General features: G+C 65.5%; 3 protein-coding genes. 1 reads left to right on the top strand and 2 read right to left on the bottom strand.

Annotated features, from left to right (window positions below):
* A partial coding sequence (locus ACMO6A_RS09640; RefSeq protein ID WP_418471166.1) for a sensor histidine kinase occupies positions 1–1241 on the bottom strand: 1241 nt, incomplete at its 3' end.
* Between the two features lie 187 nt (positions 1242–1428).
* Here ACMO6A_RS09640 and ACMO6A_RS09635 point away from each other — a divergent pair.
* Positions 1429–2403: a glycosyltransferase family 2 protein gene (locus tag ACMO6A_RS09635; RefSeq protein ID WP_009304630.1), complete on the top strand. Its 975-nt coding sequence runs from the start codon at positions 1429–1431 to the stop codon at positions 2401–2403.
* A 286-nt stretch (positions 2404–2689) separates the two neighbouring features.
* On the opposite strand, the gene ACMO6A_RS09630 is transcribed toward ACMO6A_RS09635, so the two are convergent.
* Positions 2690–4228 (bottom strand): 3'-5' exonuclease (locus ACMO6A_RS09630; RefSeq protein WP_418471165.1); only part of this gene is annotated, 1539 nt, incomplete at its 5' end.

Genomic DNA, 4228 nt, shown 5'->3' with positions numbered 1-4228 from the left:
TCGATCTTGCTCATGTCGAGGATGTCGTTGATGAGCGCCATGAGATGCTCGGACGTCACGTCGATCTTCTCGAGGCAGGCTCGCGCCTTCTCCTCGTCGTGCGCATTCTCGAGCGCGATGGCGGTCATGCCCATGATGCCGTTCATCGGCGTACGAATCTCGTGCGACATGCGCGAGAGGAACTCGCTTTTCGCCAAACTGGCGCGCCGCGCTTCCTCGGAAGCGCGCTCGGCGCGGTTCTTCTCGTCCGACAGCAGACGCGTGTTGCGCTTGACCAGCTGATAGTAGATCGAGAAGAAGATGGCTATGACCGCGATGATCATGGTCGCCATGAGAACGGCGTTCTGCATGAGCACCCAGCTGAGTCCCGCCACGTCCTCGTCCACCACGCCGTAGGGCATGGCGGTACACAGATACCAGTCTTGATTGCTCATCGGCCGAAAGTACAGGTACTCGTGATGGCCCCCGCACCAGAAGGGAAGCAGGAACGTCTCCCCGTTCTCCACGGCTTCTCGCACCTGGTCCATGCTGTACCCCTTGTCGAGGCGAGCGCTCGATTCCAACGCGTCGAACAGGTTCTCGCCGTTGCACAGCCCCTCGGCATCGCATCCTGCGATGCAAGTGCCGTCGAAGCCGATGACGCTCGACCGCGCGCTGCCATTGACCAGATCGAGGTTGAGCTTCCCGGAAACGGTGTCGACGCCGAACCCGGCGACGACGGCGGTGAACGTGACGCCTCCGCAGGTAACGGGCTCGAAGGAATCCACGAGCGCGATGGTTCCGTTGTATAGCATCACGTCGTGGCCGTGCGCGTCCCGATACGACAGCCCCAGCTCGCTGCGGGCGGCAAGCTCCTCATCCGAGGCGGCGTCCGAGCCCCACGACGTGTAGTAGAGCCCGTCGCTGCCACGCAGCGCAAGGTAGGCGTACTCGTCATCGTCCGCCTCCATGCAGGCGAGGAAATCCCTCACCTCGTCGAGATTCTCCGGGTCGTACAGCTCAAGCGAGCTGCCCACGGTTTCCAGCTGGCAGAACTTGCCGTCGATGCCGGTGTTGAAATGGGAGATGACCTGGTTGCTGAGCTCTTGCAAGTACACTTCGCTCATGGTTTCCACCGCGGCCGCCGTCGCCTGACGCGACGAGACGATCGTGTACGCGAGCGCGATCAGAAGCGCAAGGACGAGCGCGACCACGATGATGGCGATGCGCCGCCGCTCGCGCGAGCGGGTAATCAGTTCCATAGGGAGGACGCCCCTCTTCCAGTCGTAGCGGGCGTTCTTCATTGTAGCAGGAGGCGCCGGGCACAATATTACCGGTCGAAAACGGCTTCCTTACCGGGTTTCATCTGGAAAACAACGGAGCCGTCTGGCGCAAGCCCGACGTTTCGAGTAGGATGAACCTCACCTATACAGAACCGAGGAGTGATTCGTGGATCAGAAGATCGATACGCCGCGCGCCCAGAGCGGCACCGTCGCCGTGCTCATCCCCTGCTACAACGAGGCCGTAACCATCGGCAAGGTGGTCGACGACTTCAGGCGCGTGCTGCCCGAAGCGACCGTGTACGTCTACGACAACAACTCCTCCGACGGCACCGCTTCCATCGCGGCCGAGCACGGCGCCGTGGTGCGGGCCGAACGCCGCCAGGGCAAGGGCAACGTGGTGCGCCAGATGCTGCGCGACATCGACGCCGACTACTACGTCATGGTGGACGGCGACGACACGTACCCCGCCGAGGCCGCGCCGGAGCTCCTGGCGCCGCTCATGGCCGACGAGGCCGACATGAGCGTGGGCGACCGCCTGTCCAACGGCACCTACGGCGAGGAGAACGACCGCGCGTTCCACGGCTTCGGCAACGACCTCGTGCGCACGCTCATCAAATGGATCTACGGCTTCGAGTTCTCCGACGTCATGACCGGCTATCGAGCCTTCAACGCCGTGTTCGCCAAGACCATGCCGGTGCTCTCGCCCGGGTTCGAGATCGAGACGGAGCTTTCCATCCATGCCGTCGACAAGCGCTGGCGCATCGCCGAGGTGCCGATCGACTACCGCGACCGCCCCGAAGGATCGGAGAGCAAGCTCAACACGTTCTCGGACGGCATGAAGGTGCTGGCCATGATCATGTCGCTGTTCAAGGACTATCGCCCGCTCGCGCTGTTCAGCTGGCTCGCGCTTCTGTTCTGCTTGTTGGGCCTCATCGCCGGCATCCCCGTCATCTGGGAGTTCGCCGCGACGGGCCTCGTACCGCGCCTGCCCTCCGCATTGCTGGCCGTGGCCCTCGTGTTCGTCGGCATCCTCGCATTCGCCAGCGGCCTCATCCTGGACACGGTGGTCAAGGGCACTCGCAAGGAGTACGAGCTGCAGGTGACGCAGGCCTACGAGCGCTACGGCAGGCGCAGGGCGTAAGCCCCGGAAACGCCTCGAGGGGCGCGGGTGTTGACAATACTCGCTACGCACTCCATCACACCGCGCCCCTGCCCGTCAATCATCCTAGCAAATGCCTTGAACAATGTTCAGTCGTGATTTATGACCTTTTTGCTGAGAGAATAATAATTCTGGCCGAACTTTCCTTATTATACCTGATGGGGGGGGTGTTTTATTTCGCGTAGAATGTAATCGGACGATTACATTCTACGCGATGGACTCATGCTGTCAAGGCGCATCGGAAGCGGGTGGCCCGCAGCGAAAAACGCTACGCCCTTCGGGCGCTTAGGATGCGGACGGCCAGCCCGTCGAGATCTTCGGCAGTGAAGCGGTAGGTCACGGTTTGCATGTCCCCCGCCGAATCCTCGCGCTCGACGCGCGCGAAGCGCAGCTCCACCTCGACGCAGCCCTGCCGCAGCAGTGCATAGGCGTAGCATTGCGCCTGCAGGAGGTGCTTGGAGCACAGCGCTTCCGGCGCCTCGCCGTCCGAACCGCCGGTCTTATAGTCCACCACGAGCGCACGAGCGCCCGCAAGCTGCGCGTCGTCGGTGCAGAGAAGATCGATCTCCCCTTCCACGAACGCATCGGATATCGGCACGAAGAACGGCACCTCGGCGCGCCGCAGCCCCCACTGCAGCGTTTCGGCGTACGTCGCGCTGGAGAACCAGCGCTCGCAGGCATCGGCCAGCCGCGCGCGCTGTCCCGTCGATAGAGCGTACGCCTCGGAGAGCACGCCGAGGCGCGCAGCGTCGGGAACCCTTCCCGTCTCGACGGCCAGCTGCGCAGCCCGATGGAAGGCGCTGCCCAGATCCGTCGCCTTGTCCGCGTCCGCGGCGAAAGGCGCGCCCTCGCCCGCCGGAGCCGGAACCGGGTTCGGGGCGATCGACGAGTACGAGAACGCATCGTCGCGCGCCGAACCTCCCGCGAAGAGCGTCGACCGCGAAGCGTCGTCCACGACGGGCACGAAGAACAGCCGCGGTTCGGGCGCAGGCTCGACACCCTCCTCGGCGCGCGGCTCCGGCGGCTGCACGAGGATGCGCTCGAAGCGGGCCGGCGCGGTGCCGCCGTAGGGAAGCTCGGCAACGCCCTCGGGAAAATCGCCGTCGCCGCACAGCGCGCTGCGGATATCGTCGACGAGCGGGGCGTACGCCGGAGGCTTGCCCGCCGAGGGAGCTTTCGCGTCCATCGCCACCACAAGCGCCTCGCTGGCACGCGTGAGGCCCACGTAGAGCTTGCGACGCGCTTCGGCCAGCTCCTCGTCGGCCGCACGGCGCGCGAGCTGGGCGCGGTAGGCCGCCTGCGTGCACGACGAAGCGCCGAGAGCGCACGCGGGCCCATCCTCCCCTTCTACGAGACGGCGAGCGGCCAGCAGATCGGCATCATCCTCGCCGTCGCCGGCCGCAGCCGCGCCCGAGCGCTTCGCCAGCTGGGGAAACGCCTCCAACGACGCTGCGGGCGCCAACGAGGCGCGCGCGATGGCACCGCACGTCTCCACCAGAAGCTTGCCGCTTCCCGCGCGCGCGTCGGCGAAGTCGGCCAACGCCACGACGGGGAACTCCAGCCCCTTCGAAGCATGGATGGTCATGATCTTCACCACGTCGCCGCCGGCTCCCGACAACGCGCCGGGCGCCTCCTTCAATCCTACGGCCAGCTCGTCGGCCAGCGCGCGCGCCGTGGAGGCCAGCCCCAGGTGGCGCTCGGTTTCGAGGCGATCGACGAGCCGGACGGCCTTCAGCACGTTCGCGGCTCGCGCCGTGCCCGCCGCGCCTTCCTCCTCGAGCCGTGCCATCCACCCCGAACGCACCAC

This window comes from Eggerthella sp. (assembly GCF_048329335.1).
Classification (GTDB): Bacteria; Actinomycetota; Coriobacteriia; order Coriobacteriales; family Eggerthellaceae; genus Eggerthella; species Eggerthella lenta.
This window is presented reverse-complemented; position numbering and strand designations above follow the sequence as displayed.